This window comes from Pedobacter montanisoli (assembly GCF_022809115.1).
Taxonomy (GTDB): Bacteria; Bacteroidota; Bacteroidia; order Sphingobacteriales; family Sphingobacteriaceae; genus Pedobacter; species Pedobacter montanisoli.
Window position 1 is genome coordinate 1,523,258 of the sequence record NZ_JALGBH010000001.1, and the last position, 18,414, is coordinate 1,541,671.

Here is an 18,414-nt window from a genome sequence, read left to right on the forward strand (position 1 = left end):
AGTGCTATTTTTCGCTGTTTTTATGCTTTCCATTTAAAATAATCACCCAACTGTGCCAGAGATAAGCGCCTTAATCCACCAAAATGGCTTAATTGTTGATAAAATATAAAAATCGAGACGTAGGTTTTATAAAACAAATTTATAGCTTAGCATTGTCTCGATATGAACAAATTATGGAAGCTAAATTTTCTCCACAGGTAAAAGACGTGATTTCTTTCAGCAGGGAAGAAGCGTTGAGGTTAGGACACGAGTATATTGGCGCCGAGCATTTATTGTTGGGCCTTATACGTGAAGGTGATGGAATGGCTATTAAGATCTTAAAATCTTTAGGTATAGATACAGCTAAATTACGTCGCTCAGTTGAAGATGCTGTACGAGGCACCTCAAGTGTTACGGTAAATTTGGGCAATATACCTTTGACCAAACAGGCCGAAAAAATTTTAAAAATAACGTACTTAGAAGCTAAAATATTTAAAAGTGATCTGATCGGTACAGAGCATTTATTGTTGTCTATATTAAGAGACGATGATAACATTGCATCGCAGATTTTAATGCAGTACAATATCAGTTACGACTTATTTAAGCAAGAAGTAGAAACCAATAAAAACGGTTTTAAAGACGAAGCACAGACCGGAGGCACAGCCGGAGGTGATGACGATTATCAAGAAGAAGATGGCGGCGGTTTCTCTGCTCCTAAAAAGGTTTCTGATATCAAATCTAAAACCCCGGTGTTAGATAATTTTGGTCGTGATCTTACACGTGCGGCAGAAGAAGGTCGTTTAGACCCAATAGTTGGCCGTGAAAAAGAAATTGAACGTGTATCGCAGATCTTATCTCGTCGTAAAAAGAACAACCCTATTTTAATTGGTGAACCGGGTGTTGGTAAAAGTGCTATAGCCGAAGGTTTGGCATTACGCATTGTACAACGCAAGGTTTCGCGTGTATTGTTTGGCAAACGAGTGGTTACTTTAGATCTGGCTTCGTTGGTTGCCGGAACCAAATACCGTGGACAGTTTGAAGAACGTATGAAAGCTGTAATGAATGAATTGGAAAAATCACCTGATGTGATTCTATTCATTGATGAGATTCATACTATTGTAGGTGCGGGTGGGGCTTCAGGTTCTTTAGATGCTTCAAACATGTTCAAACCTGCATTAGCAAGGGGCGAAATACAATGTATAGGTGCAACAACCTTAGATGAGTACCGTCAGTTTATTGAAAAAGATGGCGCATTAGATCGTCGTTTCCAGAAAGTGATGATTGAGCCGGCTACTCCTGACGAGACCATTGAAATTCTGAACAGAATAAAAGAAAAATACGAAGATCACCACGGTGTAACTTATACAGAAGATGCGATAAAAGCATGTGTGGCTTTAACATCGAGATATATCACAGATAGATTTTTACCCGATAAAGCAATTGATGCTTTAGATGAGGCAGGTTCACGTGTCCATTTAACCAATATTCACGTGCCTGAAAATATTATTGCTATCGAAAGTAAGATAGAAGATATTAAACAGGAAAAAAACCGTGTGGTAAAAAGCCAGAAATACGAAGAAGCTGCAAGATTGCGTGATACCGAAAAAAGCTTATTAGAAGAACTCGATAAAGCCAAAGCCGATTGGGAAGCTGAAACCAAAGCTAAACGCTATGTGGTAACAGAAGATAATGTAGCCGAAGTAGTTTCGATGATGACGGGTATTCCTTTGCAACGTGTTGGACAAACAGACAGTAACAAACTGTTAAAAATGTACGATACCATTGCAGATAAAATTATTGGTCAGGATGATGCGATTAAAAAGCTTACTAAAGCAATACAACGTACAAGAGCCGGATTAAAAGATCCTAAAAAACCAATTGGTTCGTTTATTTTCTTAGGTCCTACGGGAGTAGGTAAAACTGAGCTGGCTAAAGAACTTGCCCGTTTTATGTTTGATAGCGACGATGCGCTGATCCAGATAGACATGAGCGAGTACATGGAAAAATTTGCCGTTTCTCGTTTAGTTGGAGCGCCTCCGGGCTATGTTGGCTATGAAGAAGGTGGGCAATTGACAGAGAAAGTACGTCGTAAACCTTATTCGGTGGTTTTATTGGATGAGATTGAAAAAGCACACCCTGATGTGTTTAACATTTTACTGCAAGTGCTTGATGAAGGACAATTAACGGATAGTTTGGGTAGGAAAGTAGATTTCAGGAATACAATTATCATTATGACTTCAAATATTGGTGCCCGTCAGCTAAAAGATTTTGGACAAGGTGTAGGTTTTTCTACCAATGCCAAAATGAGCCAGACCGAAACTCATAGTCGTAATGTAATAGAAAATGCGCTTAAACGTGCATTTGCCCCTGAGTTCTTAAACCGTATAGATGATGTGGTGGTGTTTAACAGCTTAGGTAGAGAAGAAATATTTAAAATTATTGATATTGAGTTAAAAGCCTTGTTTAGCCGCGTACATAACTTGGGTTATGAAGTAAAACTTACAGATGCGGCTAAAGACTTTATCGCAGAGAAAGGTTACGATAGTAGTTTTGGTGCTCGTCCGTTAAAACGTGCTATTCAGAAATACCTTGAAGATCCAATTGCCGAAGAGATTTTAAAAGGAGAGATCCACGAGGGGGATACATTGGAAGTTGATTTCAACAAAGAGAAAGAAGAAATCATTGTGCAGGCAAAAGGTAGTGGTAAGAAAAAGAAAAAAGAAGAAGGCGCTTAAGCACACAGAATTGAATTGAAAAAGGATGGCATTGCCATCCTTTTTTGTTAATTATCTTATCATATTGAGCTTGTCTAAATGTAAAATGCCTTCTCCTCAATCGTCACCCTGAACTTGTTTCAAGGGCTTTTTCATCATGTGTTCCTGAATTTATTTCTGGATCTATTACTTATATTAAGCAGTTTGCCCATAGGGAAACTAAAGATGCTGAAACAGCTTGTCCCGAATTTACTTCGGGGAGTTCAGCATGACGAGATAAGTTTAATATTATATTTATTTTACGTCACCCCGACTTGGAGTGAAAAGTAAAGCTACGGAGTAAATTTATTTCAGGTCTTTTCCCATCACGCGTCTTCCTGAATTTATCTCAGGGTCTATTGCTTATATTAAAGTGTTTGTCCATAGATGCTGAAACGAGTTCAGCATGACGAGATAGGTTAATTTATTTCAAAATCTTTTCTCAATATCCGTCACCCTGAATTTATTTCAGGGTCTACCATAAGGCCTTGTTATTTCTAAATATGTCGAGATAAATTCAGCATGACGATAATGATATTCTTATAAACCAATCAAATTACGTAAAGCCTGGTAATACCTTTCATAACTGTTTTGGTCGGTTTCTAAAAACAAGAACGGTTCTATCAATTCTAATTCCATTAAATGGAACACACCGTTCAGGTACACACCGTCAACCCGGGCATAAAGACAAGATTGCGCAAACTGTTTTATATACTGTTCTGCTGCTTTGGTTTCATCCAGTGTAACGGTTTTAGGTATAATTGTTCCGCCAAAAGTATGCTGAACCCTGAAATCACCTGGTTTGGCAGTTTTCAATAAAGCATGGCTAAACTTACCACCAAAAAAGAGGTAAGACCATTCTCCGGTTTCTTCAATTTCCTTTAAGAAAGGCTGAACAATAAAATCTTCATCTTTAAGAAAAATATGTAATTGTTGTTCTGCCTCCGCTAAATTTTCAGGAGTGATTTTGAGCGTGTTTTTTGCACCGCCGCTTACCGTAGGTTTTACAATCAGTTGTTGGGTATTAAAATGAGTAAAGTAAGCTTTTAGATCAACTGGTTCTCCCTTTAGTAAAAATGCACTTGGTGTAACGTTTAAACCCGCATCGGCAATATCTTTTAAATAATGTTTGTTGCTGTTCCATCTTACCACATTAAAAGGGTTCAACAATTTAACCCCCGAAGCTTCAATTTGATTAAGCCATGCATTAAAATCATTGATCAGGTCAAAATAATCCCATGGCGATTTGAGTATCGCATATTCAAAATCAGACCAGTTTACGTTCTGGTCGTTCCAAATTATCTTTTCTATATTTAAGCCTTTGCCTTTTAAAAAACGTAATAGGATATCATCTTCATTTTCGGCAGTGGGAGAAGCGTATTTACCTTTATCTAGATAAGTGATTAATGCTAATTTCATCATTCAATTTTTTGCTAAATTATAAAAATGCCCGGTTCAAAAAATCATAGCAACGTTAAGAATGCTTAAAATAGGCTGAGTTGCGGCGTGGGGATCTTAAATAAATCGGTGCGCAGTTCAGTACGGTTTACATTCAGTTGGTTTATGCGGCAGTGCAATTTAAAAGTATCATGTATCATGTCAGCAATATTGCCTTCGCCCCGCATTCTCACAGAATAACGACTGTCATTTACATTTCCGTTGTGGCAACTTTGGATTTGATGCCATACTTTTTCATAACGATCTGGAAAACTCTTTTTCAACCAATCTTCAAAAATGTTTGCAATGGAGCCGTTTAACCTCACTACAGTATATCCTGTAGCTAAGGCGCCTGCATTTGCTGCTGCTTTAAGCAGAGCAGGAATTTCATGGTCATTTAAACCTGGTATAATAGGCGCTGTCATTACGCCTGAAGGTACATTGAGCGCACTCAGTTCTTCTATTACTTTTAAGCGTTGCCGGGCGGTTGTAGTACGTGGCTCCAGTTTTTGTCTTAACTTTTCATTTAAACTGGTAATAGAAACCATTACATGAACCAGATTGAGCTTTGCCAGTTCAGCCAAAATATCTTTATCTCTTAAGATCAAAGCATTTTTAGTGATCATAGATATCGGGTGCTTGTAAGCCAAAGCAATCTCTAAAATCTGTCTGGTAAGTTTAAATTTCCTTTCGCAGGGCTGGTAACAATCTGTATTGCCCGATATTGAAATGGGTACTACATTCCAGCTTTTTTTCTCTATAAATTGTTTAAACAATTGCGGTGCATTATGCTTGATCAGAATTTTACTTTCAAAATCCAACCCGGCACTATAGCCCCAATATTCATGAGAATTACGGGCATAACAATAAATACATCCATGCTCACAACCCTGATAAGGATTTAATGAATAGAACATGGCAGTATCCGGGCTGTCAACTTTATTAACGATGGTTTTAGGATGGGTAGGTATAAAAGTAGTTTTAGGATTTTCTATTTCCCAGTCATCAATAGCCTCTGCATGTTCAATTACCAGATTGTTTTTGGCAAAGCGGTTATGCGTATTGATCTGGGCTCCTCTGCCGTTTAGATAATCAGTTGAATTAGCATTTTCCATTGAGTAAAAATGCTAAAATTTTTAGCAAAATGAAAATTAATTTTTCAACGTTGGTTCAAATTCAAGAGGAAGAAGCTCCGCGATTTTCTTATACGACCAATAACCTTTAAATAACATGCTTTTAGGGTCTGCAACATTGCCACCATTAAAGAAAAAGATATGAGGACTTAATTTTTGGACAACCGAAACTTGATAACTTGCATAATCCATAGGTTTAGACATGCTGAAATTTAAACTTATATATTCTTTATCTTCTTGTGCTTTAGTATAGGCAATATAAAGCTCATCGCTAAAGTTCATATATTTAACATCGGCATTATAAGTTTTAACTAAGGTGTCGGTATTTACCTGTGCCCGGTCTAACATGCTAATGGTTTTAGGTTTTGACCTTTCTTTACTCCAAAAAGCAAGTGAATCTGATTTGGTATAAGTAAGCACATTTATGGAACGCATATTATTAGTGATCTGCTTAATTTTGGCATTGATCAAACTGTCAGGGAGTCGGTTTTTGTTAGGAATAGTAATCAGCTTATTGATGATAAATCCTTCCTGCTGCGAAGTGCCTTTTGCAAGCGATTTAAAAAAATGGATATATGAACCATAATAAGCTTCATTTCTCATTTTCTGCCATTTCTTTTGCCTGGTTTTAGAGGCGGGTAGCTCTTCAAAATAAGGATAACCAGCGTAAAATATAATCTGCGTACGGTAATCGTATTCGAAATATTGCAGTAGATATTTTAAACGATAACCCAGTGCTTTGTTCTCTATAATTAAGAAATCATCACTTTTTAAGCTCAAAACCTTATCTTTTTGGTTGTAATCAACCTGTAATACTTCGCTGTTTAATACTTTGCATTGCTTGGCGTTAGGGCTTTGACCTAAAAATAATTCATAAAATAAACGCAGGTATGCCAGTCGGTTTGGATCAGGTTTGATCACAACTTCTTTTAAAGCAATTTCGCTTTCTTCGAGAACAATATCTAATTGAATGTTTTTATTGAGAACTTCTACATTTTGAACAAAAGGCTTATAGCCGATCATTTTTACAATTACATCATAATTACCAGGGCTAAGGTTCGGGAGCAGAAATTTACCCTCATTATTGCTCATGGTAGATATTTTAGTATTACCTATATATATACCAGCACCCGGTAAACTTTCTCTCTTGTCTTTTACAATACCACTTATGGTAAAAGAGTTTTGAGCCATTGCTACAAGGTTAACCTGCAACAGGAAGAATAAGATAAATCGTTTGAAGTTCATAATCAGCTTTGTGAACTAAGGTAAATAGATTTACTTTTCAGTGCAAGAAAAATTACGAAAATATCGTAGATTTATTGAGTATAAAAAGTTGATATACAAAAACTGTCCGAAAAGAATGATGTATCTCTCCGGACAGTTTACTTTTCTTAAGGTTATTGTAAGATTTATTTCTTTAATGCTTCTCTTACTTTAGGGGCAATCTGGGTACCATATAACTCAATTGATTTCATCATGTGTTCATGAGATGGACCGCCCACATCCATATGTGCTGAAAAACGCGTTAGGCCAAAAAGCTCATGCATTTGCAGAATTTTATCTACAGCTTCATTTACATCACCTATAATTAAAGCACCATGTTTTGAACGCCCGAAATCGAACTGGCCTTTTTGAAAAGGAGGCCAGCCTCTTGAACGTCCAATACGATCCATTTGAGCCGCATATACAGGATAATAATAATCGGCAACGGCCTGACTGTTCTCTCCAAAGAACGAGTGCATATGAACCCCAACTTTAAAATTGTTCATATCGTGACCATGATCTTCATAAGCCTGTTTATAATATTCAAACAAAGGTTGAAACTGTGCCGGATTACCACCAATAATAGCGAACATAACAGGTAAACCCAATTTGCCTGCACGAACAACAGATGCAGGTGTACCACCTACAGCTACCCAAATGTTAAGATGGTTGTGATCTGCACGGGGCAGAACCATCTGTTCATTTAGCTCAGGTCTAAACTTGCCTTTCCAGCTAAGGGTTTCATTTTTATTTATTTTTACCAACAGGTCTAATTTTTCTTCAAAAAGGGCATCATAATCTGCCAGATTGTAACCAAATAGGGGGAATGATTCTATAAAGCTGCCTCTGCCAGCCATTAATTCTGCACGTCCGTTAGAGATCAGGTCTATGGTGGCAAAGTTCTGATAAAGTTTAACAGGATCCGAAGAACTCAGTACAGAAACAGCACTGCCCAATTTGATATTTTTGGTAACCGTAGCCGCTGCAGCAAGTACAATTTCAGGACTTGAGACCGCATAATCAGGGCGGTGATGCTCACCTATACCGTAAAAATCAAGACCCACTTCATCCATCAGTTTAACTTCTTCAATGATTTCCTGTAAGCGTTGTTTTGCCGGTTGTATTTCTCCTTTGGCGTTCACTTGCAAATCGCCAAACATTCCGATACCTAATTCCATAACATTTAAATTTTTAACAAAGATAGGGCCGATTAAGCATTTAAATTTTGATCTATGTTAAGAAGTTTGTCAGATATTCTTTTATATCTTATAGCTTCTGTGTGGTTTAAAAATTTAATCGCTGAGCAACTGTAGAGTAATTTAACCTAAAATTGAACAACTTTCAATTAGTAGAATAAGGATTTAATGTGGAAGATTTATTATAAAAAGTTAAAGATCAGATATTATTTCCAAAATTCGTCGTTCCAGTTATCGGCAGGTACGTGCTGATGCTGTTGTTCAATTAGTTCCAGTTGCTCGGGAGTTGCGTGTTGCTGAATTTCATTGAAAAGAACCCTCTCTTCAAATCGGATATGATTTTCCAATTCTTCTTCAATCAGGCTTAGCGTTCGGGTAGGTTCGCCCTCTTCGGCAAACAAACGCTTTAACCTGCGGTGCTCTGATAAAGCTTTTTTGATATGTTCGTTTTGAGCAGGTAGAATAGAAAAAAGATATTTTTCTTCTGTATTAAAATGTGGATGCAGGTGATTTTCCCAAAACCAGTTGGCGTATTTTTTGATACGTTCGGGAGCTATATTACGCTTAAAACCTTCGCGTATTTTCCAGCTTAAGAGCAGTCCATAATGATGTTCTCTGCTTAAGGGTTGTAGGGCAGGATGACGTTTTAGGGGATTACTCATTACGGGCTTTTATTTTACATTCTTTAAAACATCTAATAATATTATGGCATGGTTTATTTTAGGGTCTTTGGCCGCATAAATAAGGGTTAGGTTCTGATGATCCAAAATGGCTTTAACGCGATGTAGTTCTTCTTCTTTGCCCGTTAGCTCTTCCCGGTAGCGTAAAGCGAACATTTCAAAAAGTTCTTCTTTATGATTAAATGCCTTTCTGAGTGCTGTTGAAGGGCAAAGTTCCTTATTCCATTCATCTAAATGAGCATCTTCCTTTTTGATACCGCGTGGCCATAATCTGTCAACCAACATGCGGTAACCATCAGTTTTTTCGGGCTTGTCATATACCCTTTTAATTTTTGCCCTGTACATTATTTGATTGCTTTTCTGAGATGTTCTACCAGTTTAGAAGACCTGTAGCCAAAATCTGCACCAAAGCTGTTGATTACCATACCCTTTATGTTGTGTTTATCTGATGATATCGCAAATACAATGCTTTCGTCGGCAGGATCGGTCATACCTTCAAACCGATAGATTTCGTCTATCACAAAATCATCAGGAGATAATTCAAAAGAGTTATCTGAGCATATCAGGTAATCCTGATCAGATTTTAATAAAAAATCGGTAGTATAACCTCTTTTTATCAGGTCGTTAACGGCCTCGCTGAGTGTATTGTAGCTGTACATATACTAAAGTTAATGAAAAACTTACTAAGGCTAAAACTCTCTATTGCCAATAACAAATATAATCAAATTCTTTATTTCAGATAAATTTATCTGAAATAAAGGATAAGCTCTATTTAAAAGAATAACTTCATGCCAAATCTAAATTGTACAAGGTCAACGGCTGCTAGACTTAAATCGTAACAAATACCAGATTTTGCTGTCCTAATAAAATAAAGGGAATATATGCTTGCCAACAAACAAATCTTAGAAGATCACAAAGTAAACATCAGAATAAAACTTGCTGCAATATGGACATCAGTAATGTTCTGTTATATTTATGGCGATTATTTTGAATTATATGTGCCCAAAAAAGTAGAAGGCCTTTTAAATGGGCAGAACATGTTAGATAGCCCTGTAAAATTATTGCTGGCAACTATTATATTAACTATACCGGCTTTAATGATTTTCTTATCATTAATGCTCAGTGTCAAATTAGCCAAATGGTTAAATATTGCAGTTGGAATATTCGTTACACTGTTTACGCTGCTGGTAGGTATATCTTCAATAACCGAATGGCGGAGTTTTTATGTGTTTCTTTCATTTCTTGAAAGCATATTAACAGCAATAATTGTTTTCAAGGCATGGGCATGGCCAAAATTGAAAAAGGCTTAAGGTGTTTTAATTTTAATCAGGTTGAATTGGCTTAAGGTTTATCCCGTCCTACAAACCTGCCTTTACCCAATAAAAAATCAATTGCTTTAGCAATATTCCGGTTAATACTTTCTTCTGATTTTAAACCTGAAATGTACCGTATGATTTCTTTCTGAAGATAAGGTGGGAGCGCTAAAAATATTTTTTCGGCTTCAGGATTTTCGGCTAAGGCTTCTGTAAATTTTGGATGAGGTTTTATGCTGCGGTCATCAGTATCATATTGAACGGTAATATGTACCATTTCACCAATTCTTTTAGGTGAGTTTTTAAGCATCTTAGTGTTGATGTATAGCCGCCATTCGCCTGCATATTTTACCAAAGTCTGTTTGTAATTCTGGTGATTGATCATTCCGCAAACAGGAATATGTCCTTTGTTTTTACCTGCTTTTACAAAGATATCTTCAAGAATAGCTACAGGAACATAGACAAAAGGATTAATGCCAATGATATCTAATGGGGCTTTAAATTGATGCATATTTTGCTTTACAGGGTTTGTTTCGTTTTTAATCTTTCTCCTTTTTCAAGCTTGTTTAGCATTTGGCTTATGCGCTCAACTTTTGTATCATCAGTTTTGGCCGCATAAATCCAGTTGATAAAAGCTTTTTGTTCTCCTTCTGTGTAACTTAAAAAAACCTGTTGCGCTAAAGGATGATCTGATAAACATTGCAAAAGCTCTTCGGGAACTTCTACAGGGTCATGATCTGCATATAAGATAATATGTACAAAATCGCCAGCCTGTTTTTTGATTTTCTTTCTGATTTCGGCTCTTACAGGGAAAAAAAGCCTGTTGTTACCCATAGGCTGTAAGCGGGAATTTTTAAACTCAAAACCATCTATACTACCCTTTACTTTTACCCAGCCAAAAGTACTTGTTTTGCTCTGTATAACTTCGGGAATAGCGGCATAAGTCCATCCACCTTTACCCGGATGCTTTTCAAGCAAATATTGTTTGTTTACCAAAGGCTTTTCCATATTTCGCTATGAATAAGATGAATATCAGTTAAAATCTATTTTTACAATTAATATAGGTAAAAGGCGTGAAATATACAGGGCATAATAGGATATTTCAGAGAGAGAAAGTCAAATTATCATAAAATTGCACAGGTAAAGATGAAGCATATTCCTATTCAATGAATGTTAAAAACTTCTGTCGCATAAATGCACCTCAAATCTTATATTTACGCATCCCAAAAATTTTTGAACGCATGAGTGAAGAATTAGATAACGTAAACGAAAATCAGGAATCTAACGGACAGGATAATAAGCATACCGTAATGCCTATTAACGGTCTGTATGAGAACTGGTTCCTTGATTATGCTTCTTATGTAATTTTAGATCGGGCAGTACCGCATATTAACGATGGTTTTAAACCGGTACAGCGTCGTATTATGCACTCGCTTAAAGAAATGGACGATGGGCGTTTTAACAAAGCGGCCAATGTAATAGGGAATACCATGAAATATCACCCACACGGTGATGCTTCTATTGGCGATGCAATGGTTCAATTGGGCCAAAAAGATCTGCTCATTGATTGTCAGGGAAACTGGGGAGATCCGGTTACGGGCGATAGCGCTGCGGCACCACGTTATATTGAAGCTCGTTTATCTAAATTTGCCAATGATGTGGTATTTAATCCTGATACTACAGAATGGCAACTGAGTTACGATGGACGTAACCAGGAACCGGTAACTTTACCTGTTAAATTTCCTTTGTTGCTTGCTCAAGGAGCAGAAGGTATAGCCGTGGGACTAGCCACCAAGATTATGCCGCATAATTTTGTAGAACTCTTAGATGCTTCTATAGAAATTCTGCGTGGCAATCGTTCTAACATACTACCCGATTTCTTTACAGGGGGTATGGCCGATTTTTCTAACTACAACGAAGGACAACGTGGCGGAAAGATCAGGGTTAGAGCCAAAATAACAGAACGAGATAAAAAAACCTTAATTATTACCGAAGTACCTTACAGCACTACTACGGGCTCGGTAATTGACAGCATTCTTGCCGCTAACGATAAAGGCAAGATCAAGATCAAAAAAATAGAAGATAACACGGCTGCTAAGGTTGAGATAGTGGTACATCTGGCGCCAGGTATTTCGCCTGATGTAACTATTGATGCTTTATATGCCTTTACTTCCTGTGAGGTATCCATATCACCAAATACCTGCGTAATTAAAGATGAAAAACCCTATTTCTTAAGTGTTAATGATATTTTAGAACAAAATACCAAAAGCACAAAAGCACTTCTTAAAAAAGAGCTCGAAATCAGGTTGCATGAATTACAGGAGAAGATTTTCTTTAGTTCTTTGCTTAAAATATTTATACAGGAAGGTATGTACAAACATACCGATTATGAAAACTCGGGAGATTTTGATACAGTAGTTACGGTATTGCATCGCTTGTTTGAACCATTTAAACCTTCTTTATATCGTGAAATACAACCTGAAGATTTCAAGAAGCTGATTGATAAGCCTATGAGTAGCATTACACGTTTTGATGTGAAAAAGGCAGACGAACAGATGAAAGCACTTGAAGAAGAAATTAAACAGGTGAAAAGCAATCTGCGTCATCTTACTGAATATACTATTGCCTGGTTCCAGAAAATTAAAGATAAATATGGTAAAGGTCGCGAGCGTAAAACAGAAATCAGATTATTTGATAAAGTAGAGGCGGCAAAAGTAGCTTTAGCTAATGTAAAACTCTACATGAACCGCGAAGATGGTTTCATTGGTACGGGACTTAAAAAAGATGAGTTTGTGGGCGATTGCTCAGATATTGATGAGATTATCGTATTTAGGGAAGACGGGCGCTTTATTGTAACCAAAGTAGCTGATAAAACCTTTGTGGGCAAACATATTATACATGCCCAGGTATTTAAAAAAGGTGATGACCGTACGGTTTATAATATGATTTATAAAGATGGGGCCAGCGGTATCAGTTATATCAAACGCTTTTCTGTTTTGGGGGTAACCCGCGATAAAGAATATGATTTAACCAAAGGTACCAAAGGATCTAAAGTGTTGTACTTTACAGCCAATCCAAATGGCGAGGCAGAGATTGTTACCGTTCAGTTAAAACCGCATTCAAAACTTAAGAAATTGAGTGTTGATGTTGATTTTGCCAATGTTGCCATAAAAGGCCGGGGCTCTATGGGTAATATAGTGGTTAAATCTCCGGTTAAAAAAGTATTGTTGAAGAGTAAGGGGGTTTCTACGCTGGCGGGCATTAAAATATGGTATGATGATATTTTAAAGCGCTTAAATGTAGATGGGCGTGGTAAATACCTAGGAGAATTTGATGGCGATGATAAAATCTTACAGGTATATGGCAACGGTACTTATGAGCTGAGCACATTTGAGCTGAACAACCACTTTGATGAAGGCATTGTACTCATGCAGAAATTTAATCCTGAACATGTTTACAGTGTTATACACTATGATGGTAAGGCTAAAAATTATTTTGTAAAGAGGTTTGTTTTTGAAACTCAGCCTATTGGTAAAGTGGTGAGCTTTATCAGCGAAGAAAATGGTTCGAAAATGATCCTTATTACCGGAAAAGCAGATGCCAAAATTATACTGGATGTAGAAAAAGGAAAAACCAAAACACCTGAAACTTTAGAGCTTGAACTGACCGGATTGATAGATATTAAAGGCTGGAAAGCAAATGGAAACCGTTTAACTCCGCATGTAGTTAAGCAGGTACAACTTATGGATGCCGAATTGGAGATCGGTATTGTTGAAGAGGAAGAACCACTACAGGATAATGATGCAGAAACTACAGAAGAAGAAATAAACGATACGGAAACCAACTCCAAAGAAGAGACGACCGAAATAGAAGATACTGAGGAAGAAGAAAAACCTAAAGCTAAGGCTACATTCAAATCGGCCGCTAAAACTGAAACTCCCGAACCTGTTATAGAAAAACCGGAACCTCAAGAAAGTGAAGAACCGAAGCCTCAGGAGAACGAGGAACCGAAACCTGAAAAGAAGAAAATATCATTTGAAATTACCAATCCTGATGATATCAAAATGGATGATAAGGGGCAGTTGGGTTTTTTTTAAACGTTTAATTAAATAACGCTTGAAGACATAAAATACTTGAAGCATAATGAAAAATTTAATTTATATTATCGTTATACTTTGTTTAAGTGTAACGTGTTATGCCCAAAAAGTTGGAGATACCGTATCTATATTAATTGATACCATAAATATTTCAGGCAAAGTAATTAATGAAAAAGGGGAAGCCTTGGAGGGTGCAGTAGTTATTTCTAAGAACCTAAATGAAAAATATCAATATAAAACTGCAAAAACTGATCGCAATGGATATTTTTTTCTAAGTGGGGTTAAGCCAATTGATACTTTAATATTTTTTTATGGTGTAAATGATCAACGTATTATAAATAATAAGAGCAGGTACTTATTGGTGAAAATAAGGAGTAAGATCCAAAGCTATAGTAATAACTCATCATTATTTATTTCAGCAAAAAGACAGTCGACTGATTCGGGGGGGCTTCTGGTTAAAAAAGTTATTAAACAACCAGAGTATTATTTCGATGGAATTTATAATCCTTTACCCGCAACATATCCTGGTGGCCTTAATAAACTCTATCAACTCTTAAAAACAAATATTGTTTATCCTAAAGCGGCTATTGAATATAATGTTGAAGGAGATGTTGAAATCGAATTTACGATAGATACTTTAGGAGCAGTGAAAGATTTTTTAATCGTTAAAGATATAGGTTATGGCTGTTCAGATGAGGTGATAAGAATCCTTAAAACAACAAAGTGGAATGTAGCCATGAATGAAGGAAAACACTACCCTCAACGTACCTCGATTACAGTTCCTTTTAGATTAGTAGAATAATAGCTAAGAAAAATAAAATCACCTTTACTGACAAATCTGTACAAAGAGATTTATTCAAGTCTTAAGGTGGTATAGGAACTGCTAAAAAAAGCCTTTTTAGAATATTAACATTCGAATTTAATGATTTAAACTATATTTGCCTTACTCAAAGGGGTGCTTGTTTATTAAACCTATTACTTAGCAGGCTGAGATTATACCCAGTTTTGAGTTAAAAAGAACGTGTATTAAAATTCCAATTTTTTACTTTCAATTTTTAACTCAACAACACACCTGATGCGGATAATACCGACGTAGGGATAAGGAGGTTACACTGCAATACTGTTTTGCCCTGAAAGCAGTTTTCAATAAATTTTTAGGTTTTGAATTAAAATTCATTGAAGATGGAATTTCAGGAGTGGTTTTCTTTATTTAAAGAACAGGTATTGGCAACTTCTTTTTTAGAATGGTTTGCCGTTATTTTTGGTGTAGCCGAAGTTTTACTGGCACGTAAAAACAATATCTTATTATATCCTGCAGGTATCATATCTGTGGTGTTGTCTATGTATCTTTTGGTACATACTATGCTCTATGCCGAAGCCTTATTGAATCTATATTACCTAGTAATGAGTATTTATGGTTGGGCGGTATGGCAAAGAAATAATCAGGAAGGAAAAACCTTAGCCGTATCATGGACCAACAGATCTGAAATGCTCAGGGCCTGTTCAATAGTTGTTGGGGGTTATATCTTATTATATACCATACTGGTTAAATTTACAAAATCTGATGTACCTGCTTTTGATGCTTTTGTTTCATCTGCAGCTTGGGCTGGTATGTGGCTGCTGGCACGTCGTAAAATAGAGAATTGGGTTTTTCTGAACGTTTCTAATATCGTGGCCATACCTTTGCTTATACATAAAGGCTTGCTTATGATGGCCTTACTTACCGCTTTCTTGTTTGTGGTGGCCATTTTTGGATTTATAGACTGGAAAAGAATATATAAGGCACAATATTAACAGCAATGGGCATAAGCATGAAAAATATTTTAACCGAAGCGCATCGCGAGCTGATACGGTCTTTGTCGGCAGAATCAGAAAAACTGGGTCAATTGCATCCCTTGATATTAGATATGGCTTATCAGCACAATTGGTTTAAACTTTTTGTGCCTGAAATTTATGGCGGCCCGGGGATGAAACTACCTGATATTTTAAGACTGGAAGAAGAACTGGCTTATTTAGACGGAAGTTTGGCGTGGACTATAACTTTGTGCAGTGGTGCTTCGTGGTTTACCGGTTTTATAGATTCCTCATTAGTTAAAGCTATCTTAGCAGATGATCAGGCTTGTTTTGCAGGTAGTGGCGCAACAGGAGGTACGGCAAGGAAATCAGCAAATGGTTATATCATTAATGGTAGATGGCAGTATGCAAGCGGCGCATTGCATGCTACGGTTTTTACGGCTAATTGCATTTTGCAGGATGAAAAGGGGAATGCTATACAAGATGGGGAAGGCAATCCTTTAATTAAATCATTTGTTTTTAAAAAATCAGAAGTACAGGTATTGCCGGGCTGGTCATATATAGGTATGATCGCTACAGGTAGCCATTCGTTTGAGGTAAACGAATTAGAAGTGCCTGAAAATCGTTCTTTTGTAATCAATACCCATATACAGGTAACCGATAGAGGATTTGACTATCCTTTTCTTCAACTGGCAGAAACCACGCTTTCCGTAAATAGTTTAGGAATGGCAAGACATTTTACAGATTTAGTAGAGCAGCACTTCTTTACAAGAGCAGCAGCTAAAAGATATGAGCCACAACAGGTCAGCGTTTTTACAACGGAACTTAAAAAGAATAAAAATGAATTGGATGCGGCTCGCAATCAGTTTTACCAAGCTTTTGATGATTCGTGGCAACAATTAAACAGGAAAGGAACTATTGATGAACATGCCTTGCTTAAAGTGAGTAAATTGAGCAGGGAACTGGCACATCAAACCAGAACAAGTGTTGATAGGCTTTATCCTTACGCCGGCCTCGAAGCGGCAAAAAAAGAAACTGAAATAAACAGGGTATGGCGTGATTTGCATACAGCCAGTCAACATGCTTTACTTACGTTTGCTATTTAATTGTAAACCATACAATAATAAGAGGATATTTAAAGTCCATTTCTTCGTTGTCATCCTGAACTTATTTTCAAGATCTTAATTAAGAATGACGAAAGACTTTAAATATCCTCTTCTTTTAGAATTTGATCAATTACTGATACTGGATGTAAATAGGAACAGGTTTTAATTTCATGAGTTCCTCTGGTGTCATTAAGCGGTTAGGTGCTTTTTTCAGGTCGTTTTTATAAAATAATTTAAAACCTGTAAACTGTACCGGTTCACCATAAATAAAGTGTCTGTAAGTACCTAATTTTAAATCTGGTTCTCCCCATCCGTCCATATGCATTACAATCTGTACCTCTGGTCTTAATTTAATGCTCTGAGAATTGGTAACCATTTTCTTGGTAAAACGGTGTACTACAAATACTTTAGGAGGTAAGTTGTGTTTCTTTACAAGATCAGCAAGATAACCTGATACATAGTTGATATCAGCAGCATCATAAGTGCCAATTTTTTTACCCGGTAAAGAACCATCTTTCATTGAAAATTCAGGATCTATACCTAAATGTACATAAGGTAGTTCAAGGTATTTCTCAATATGAGGTAATTCAGATTTGATGTTACTCAATGCCACTTGTAAATCTAAAAATACAATCGTATTCGGACGCATTTTAGCAATTTTCAATACAGAATCAATCTGAGAGTTAGCCATACGGTTAATGTATTTGCCATCTTTACCTGCAGTGCCACTTGCAACGGCAGCTATATAATGCAAGCCAGCCTGTACAGGTGTGCTAGGATCTACTTTTTCCCAATGCTTGATTTCTGCATTTAAACGTTTCCACATTTCTTTCGGTTCATACTCGCCCAAAGCACCCATTTTTTTTGAATGCAGGTTGCCATAATAAACCACGATACGTTTAAAAGGTAGAATAGCACCAGCCAATGGATAAGGTTGATTTTTTACAGGCCATTTTCCAGTAGTATCACCATTTGCCAGTTTCTTTACCAGTTCATTGTATTTTGCTGTATCAACAGGTGTTCTGGTATCTATTTCTTCTTCAGCTACGAGTTCGGTACCTGTGCTATCTGTTTTCTTAGAACCGCCAGCTTTACCAGATACTTTTTTAGCATCAGAAGTACAGTAAGAAAATGTACTGATTACTAATGCGGCTAAGGCCAATGCCCCTGCCATCCTTTTTAATTTCATGTTAGATATATAAAATTTAGTTTTTTCCAATTTGTCAAAAGTAAGCTAATTAAACAAGTAAAATTGTGATAATTATCAACACTTTAACATTGTATTCCTGATTTGAATTGGATGTTAAAATAAGGGTTAAAAAAAAGCTCCGAAAATTACTTCGGAGCTTTTTATTTAATTTTAATGTATAAAACTAAGCTACGATTGCCTCAGCTAATACAATGATTTTATTGTCCAAAACCTCAACAACTCCACCTTTAATGTTAAAGATTTCTTCGTGGCTGCTGTTTTTAACTATTACTGGTCCATCTTCCAAAGTTGATATAATAGGAGCGTGGTCTTTCAAAATCTGGAAAGAACCTGATGTTCCCGGCACAGTAACCGCTGTTACTTCGCCTTCATAAACTTTTTTATCTGGGGTTAATATTTCTAAATTCATTTCTTTAGTAGTTAGTATTTAGTAATTAGTTTTAAGCCAATTCA

The 18,414-nt window shown here is 36.6% G+C and carries 17 protein-coding genes; 6 read left to right on the forward strand and 11 right to left on the reverse strand.

The features are described 5' to 3' along the window. Positions 1 to 173: 173 nt before the first annotated feature. Positions 174 to 2,714 carry an ATP-dependent Clp protease ATP-binding subunit gene (locus MMF97_RS06755; protein WP_243360815.1) on the forward strand — a complete coding sequence of 847 codons (2,541 nt, stop codon included), beginning with the start codon at positions 174 to 176 and terminating at the stop codon, positions 2,712 to 2,714. Between the two features lie 558 nt (positions 2,715 to 3,272). Here MMF97_RS06755 and MMF97_RS06760 read toward each other — a convergent pair. The 7 genes from MMF97_RS06760 to MMF97_RS06790 all read right to left on the reverse strand — a co-directional run bounded on the left by MMF97_RS06760 (position 3,273) and on the right by MMF97_RS06790 (position 9,100). Next, positions 3,273 to 4,154, reverse strand: coding sequence for an ATP-grasp domain-containing protein (locus MMF97_RS06760; RefSeq protein WP_243360816.1), 882 nt, complete (start codon positions 4,152 to 4,154; stop codon positions 3,273 to 3,275). Between the two features lie 62 nt (positions 4,155 to 4,216). Beyond that, a complete protein-coding gene (locus MMF97_RS06765; protein WP_243360818.1) occupies positions 4,217 to 5,284 on the reverse strand; it encodes a PA0069 family radical SAM protein in 1,068 nt (355 codons plus the stop codon). A gap of 36 nt (positions 5,285 to 5,320) precedes the next feature. Beyond that, positions 5,321 to 6,547, reverse strand: coding sequence for a carboxypeptidase-like regulatory domain-containing protein (locus tag MMF97_RS06770; protein ID WP_243360820.1), 1,227 nt, complete (start codon positions 6,545 to 6,547; stop codon positions 5,321 to 5,323). A 164-nt stretch (positions 6,548 to 6,711) separates the two neighbouring features. Beyond that, entirely contained in the window at positions 6,712 to 7,743 is a 1,032-nt protein-coding gene (locus MMF97_RS06775) for an LLM class flavin-dependent oxidoreductase (protein ID WP_243360823.1), read from the reverse strand. Positions 7,744 to 7,967: 224 nt separating this feature from the next. Continuing rightward, a complete protein-coding gene (locus MMF97_RS06780) occupies positions 7,968 to 8,423 on the reverse strand; it encodes a hemerythrin domain-containing protein (RefSeq protein WP_243360825.1) in 456 nt (151 codons plus the stop codon). Positions 8,424 to 8,432: 9 nt separating this feature from the next. After that, positions 8,433 to 8,786, reverse strand: a complete 354-nt coding sequence (locus tag MMF97_RS06785; protein WP_243360827.1) for a DUF488 domain-containing protein — start codon at positions 8,784 to 8,786, stop codon at positions 8,433 to 8,435. Next, a complete protein-coding gene (locus MMF97_RS06790; RefSeq protein WP_243360829.1) occupies positions 8,786 to 9,100 on the reverse strand; it encodes a phosphoribosylpyrophosphate synthetase in 315 nt (104 codons plus the stop codon). Before MMF97_RS06790 ends, MMF97_RS06785 begins: the two co-directional genes overlap by 1 nt. A gap of 222 nt (positions 9,101 to 9,322) precedes the next feature. Between MMF97_RS06790 and MMF97_RS06795 the strand changes: the two genes are divergently transcribed. Beyond that, entirely contained in the window at positions 9,323 to 9,751 is a 429-nt protein-coding gene (locus MMF97_RS06795; RefSeq protein ID WP_243360831.1) for a DUF6326 family protein, read from the forward strand. Between the two features lie 31 nt (positions 9,752 to 9,782). Here MMF97_RS06795 and MMF97_RS06800 read toward each other — a convergent pair whose 3' ends face one another. Both MMF97_RS06800 and MMF97_RS06805 read right to left on the reverse strand, forming a co-directional pair. Then, positions 9,783 to 10,265 carry a YdeI/OmpD-associated family protein gene (locus MMF97_RS06800; RefSeq protein WP_243360832.1) on the reverse strand — a complete coding sequence of 161 codons (483 nt, stop codon included), beginning with the start codon at positions 10,263 to 10,265 and terminating at the stop codon, positions 9,783 to 9,785. 8 nt (positions 10,266 to 10,273) lie between these two features. Beyond that, positions 10,274 to 10,762 carry a YdeI/OmpD-associated family protein gene (locus MMF97_RS06805; protein WP_243360834.1) on the reverse strand — a complete coding sequence of 163 codons (489 nt, stop codon included), beginning with the start codon at positions 10,760 to 10,762 and terminating at the stop codon, positions 10,274 to 10,276. A 233-nt stretch (positions 10,763 to 10,995) separates the two neighbouring features. Here MMF97_RS06805 and MMF97_RS06810 point away from each other — a divergent pair, with 233 nt between their 5' ends. The 4 genes from MMF97_RS06810 (at position 10,996) to MMF97_RS06825 (ending at position 16,751) form a co-directional block, all read left to right on the forward strand. After that, positions 10,996 to 13,851 (forward strand): DNA gyrase/topoisomerase IV subunit A, encoded by a 2,856-nt coding sequence (locus MMF97_RS06810; RefSeq protein ID WP_243360836.1) that lies wholly within the window; start codon positions 10,996 to 10,998, stop codon positions 13,849 to 13,851. Between the two features lie 46 nt (positions 13,852 to 13,897). Next, positions 13,898 to 14,653 (forward strand): energy transducer TonB, encoded by a 756-nt coding sequence (locus MMF97_RS06815; protein WP_243360838.1) that lies wholly within the window; start codon positions 13,898 to 13,900, stop codon positions 14,651 to 14,653. A gap of 380 nt (positions 14,654 to 15,033) precedes the next feature. Continuing rightward, positions 15,034 to 15,645, forward strand: coding sequence for a nicotinamide riboside transporter PnuC (pnuC, locus tag MMF97_RS06820; protein ID WP_243360840.1), 612 nt, complete (start codon positions 15,034 to 15,036; stop codon positions 15,643 to 15,645). Positions 15,646 to 15,662: 17 nt separating this feature from the next. Then, positions 15,663 to 16,751, forward strand: coding sequence for an acyl-CoA dehydrogenase family protein (locus tag MMF97_RS06825; protein WP_243360842.1), 1,089 nt, complete (start codon positions 15,663 to 15,665; stop codon positions 16,749 to 16,751). A 130-nt stretch (positions 16,752 to 16,881) separates the two neighbouring features. On the opposite strand, the gene MMF97_RS06830 is transcribed toward MMF97_RS06825, so the two are convergent. Beyond that, positions 16,882 to 17,940: a hypothetical protein gene (locus MMF97_RS06830; protein WP_243360844.1), complete on the reverse strand. Its 1,059-nt coding sequence runs from the start codon at positions 17,938 to 17,940 to the stop codon at positions 16,882 to 16,884. 184 nt (positions 17,941 to 18,124) lie between these two features. Further along, positions 18,125 to 18,370, reverse strand: a complete 246-nt coding sequence (atpC, locus tag MMF97_RS06835; RefSeq protein ID WP_243360846.1) for an ATP synthase F1 subunit epsilon — start codon at positions 18,368 to 18,370, stop codon at positions 18,125 to 18,127. Between the last annotated feature and the right edge of the window lie 44 nt (positions 18,371 to 18,414).

Excerpts from the sequence above, each read along its gene's own strand:
- MMF97_RS06755 (WP_243360815.1), top strand. The coding sequence starts at position 174 with ATGGAAGCTAAATTTTCTCCACAGGTAAAAGACGTGATTTCTTTCAGC.
- MMF97_RS06760 (WP_243360816.1), bottom strand. The coding sequence starts at position 4,154 with ATGATGAAATTAGCATTAATCACTTATCTAGATAAAGGTAAATACGCT.
- MMF97_RS06765 (WP_243360818.1), bottom strand. The coding sequence starts at position 5,284 with ATGGAAAATGCTAATTCAACTGATTATCTAAACGGCAGAGGAGCCCAG.
- MMF97_RS06770 (WP_243360820.1), bottom strand. The coding sequence starts at position 6,547 with ATGAACTTCAAACGATTTATCTTATTCTTCCTGTTGCAGGTTAACCTT.
- MMF97_RS06775 (WP_243360823.1), bottom strand. The coding sequence starts at position 7,743 with ATGGAATTAGGTATCGGAATGTTTGGCGATTTGCAAGTGAACGCCAAA.
- MMF97_RS06780 (WP_243360825.1), bottom strand. The coding sequence starts at position 8,423 with ATGAGTAATCCCCTAAAACGTCATCCTGCCCTACAACCCTTAAGCAGA.
- MMF97_RS06785 (WP_243360827.1), bottom strand. The coding sequence starts at position 8,786 with ATGTACAGGGCAAAAATTAAAAGGGTATATGACAAGCCCGAAAAAACT.
- MMF97_RS06790 (WP_243360829.1), bottom strand. The coding sequence starts at position 9,100 with ATGTACAGCTACAATACACTCAGCGAGGCCGTTAACGACCTGATAAAA.
- MMF97_RS06795 (WP_243360831.1), top strand. The coding sequence starts at position 9,323 with ATGCTTGCCAACAAACAAATCTTAGAAGATCACAAAGTAAACATCAGA.
- MMF97_RS06800 (WP_243360832.1), bottom strand. The coding sequence starts at position 10,265 with ATGCATCAATTTAAAGCCCCATTAGATATCATTGGCATTAATCCTTTT.
- MMF97_RS06805 (WP_243360834.1), bottom strand. The coding sequence starts at position 10,762 with ATGGAAAAGCCTTTGGTAAACAAACAATATTTGCTTGAAAAGCATCCG.
- MMF97_RS06810 (WP_243360836.1), top strand. The coding sequence starts at position 10,996 with ATGAGTGAAGAATTAGATAACGTAAACGAAAATCAGGAATCTAACGGA.
- MMF97_RS06815 (WP_243360838.1), top strand. The coding sequence starts at position 13,898 with ATGAAAAATTTAATTTATATTATCGTTATACTTTGTTTAAGTGTAACG.
- pnuC (WP_243360840.1), top strand. The coding sequence starts at position 15,034 with ATGGAATTTCAGGAGTGGTTTTCTTTATTTAAAGAACAGGTATTGGCA.
- MMF97_RS06825 (WP_243360842.1), top strand. The coding sequence starts at position 15,663 with ATGAAAAATATTTTAACCGAAGCGCATCGCGAGCTGATACGGTCTTTG.
- MMF97_RS06830 (WP_243360844.1), bottom strand. The coding sequence starts at position 17,940 with ATGAAATTAAAAAGGATGGCAGGGGCATTGGCCTTAGCCGCATTAGTA.
- atpC (WP_243360846.1), bottom strand. The coding sequence starts at position 18,370 with ATGAATTTAGAAATATTAACCCCAGATAAAAAAGTTTATGAAGGCGAA.